The sequence below is a fragment of the Acidisphaera rubrifaciens HS-AP3 genome, assembly GCF_000964365.1.
GTDB lineage: Bacteria > Pseudomonadota > Alphaproteobacteria > Acetobacterales > Acetobacteraceae > Acidisphaera > Acidisphaera rubrifaciens.
Genome location: NZ_BANB01000967.1, coordinates 1 through 1,545, shown reverse-complemented (window position 1 = coordinate 1,545; position 1,545 = coordinate 1). Strand labels below are relative to the sequence as shown.

At 70.2% G+C, this 1,545-nt stretch carries 2 protein-coding genes; both read left to right on the top strand.

Going from position 1 to position 1,545, the window contains the following annotated elements; all coding sequences use genetic code 11:
- Positions 1-24: 24 nt before the first annotated feature.
- Complete coding sequence (gene pyrH / locus B8460_RS19410) at positions 25-750, top strand: UMP kinase (RefSeq protein ID WP_048863277.1); 726 nt, start codon at positions 25-27, stop codon at positions 748-750.
- 21 nt (positions 751-771) lie between these two features.
- A complete protein-coding gene (gene frr, locus B8460_RS19405; RefSeq protein WP_048863276.1) occupies positions 772-1,338 on the top strand; it encodes a ribosome recycling factor in 567 nt (188 codons plus the stop codon).
- Positions 1,339-1,545: the final 207 nt, after the last annotated feature.

Sequence of the window (1,545 nt, the reverse complement as noted above, 5' to 3'; positions counted from 1 at the left end):
CCCGAACGCAACCCAAAGGTCGTCATGCCGCCACAGCCGGCCTATAAGCGCGTCCTGCTGAAAGTCTCGGGCGAGGCGTTGATGGGTCGCCGGGACTACGGGCTCGACGCCGACACCGTGGCCTCCATCGCGCAGGACGTGCGCGACGTCGTCACGGCCGGGACGGAGGTCTGCCTCGTTATCGGCGGGGGCAACATCTTCCGCGGCGTCTCCGCCGCCGCCGCCGGGATGGACCGCGCCCAGGGTGACTACATGGGTATGCTGGCCACGGTGATGAACGCGCTGGCGATGCAGAACGCCCTCGAACGCCGTGGCGTGCCGACGCGGGTGCAGTCGGCGATCCCGATGTCGTCGGTGTGCGAGCCCTATATCCGCAGGCGGGCGGAGCGGCACATGGAAAAGGGCAGGGTGGTGATCTTCGCCGCCGGCACCGGCAATCCGTTCTTCACCACCGACACCGCCGCCGCCCTGCGCGCCGCCGAGATGAACTGCGACGCCCTGCTGAAGGGCACGCAGGTGGACGGCGTCTATTCCGCCGACCCGCGCAAGGTCCCGGACGCCGAACGCTATGATCAGCTGACCTATCTCGAGGTGCTGTCCCGCGACCTCGCGGTGATGGACGCGGCGGCGATCAGCCTCGCGCGGGAGAACGGGCTGCCGATCATCGTCTTCAACATCCATACTCCCGGCGCCTTCGCGCAGGTGATACGTGGCGAGGGCCGGTTCACGACCATCGTCGAGCCGGGATGAGACACGCCGACGGAGGTTGCGATGCCGGCTGATCTGGCCGCCCTGAAACAGGATCTGACCCGCCGCATGGACGGGGCGCTGGAGACGCTGCGCCGCGAGTTCGCCGGCCTGCGCGCCGGGCGCGCGAGCCCGGCGCTGCTGGAGCCGGTGCGGGTCGAGGCCTATGGCACCGAGATGCCGCTGTCGCAGGTGGCGACGGTGAACGTGCCGGAGCCGCGGATGATCACCGTGCAGGTCTGGGACCGGGCGCTCGCGGGCGCGGTCGATCGGGCGATCCGCGACGCCGGCCTCGGCCTCAACCCGTCCACCGAGGGGCAGATCGTGCGGGTGCCGATCCCGATGCTGACCGAGGAGCGGCGCAACGATCTCGCCAAGACGGCGGCGCGCTATGCCGAGGGGGCAAAGGTCGCGGTGCGCGGCGTCCGCCGCGACGGCATGGACCAGATCAAGGCGCTCGAGAAAAAGCACGAAATCGGCGAGGACGAGGCCAAGGCCTGGGCCGAGGACGTACAGAAGCTGACCGACTCGTATATCAAGCGCATTGACGAGCAGTTGGCGGAGAAAGATCGCGACATCCGCCAGGTCTGACCCGGACCGAGAGCGCACACCTGCCGGACGCGCCATGTTCAGAGTCGCCATGCCCCAGAACGTCCCGCCGACCCGCAGATGAGCGTTCTCGCGCGTGCCAGTCGCCTGCCCGGGCGCCTGTCCGGGGGCGCGGCCTCCGGCTCCCCTTCGTCCGCCGTGCCGACCGGCGCCGCGACGACGGCGGACGGCGAGTCCGGCGCGGTGCCG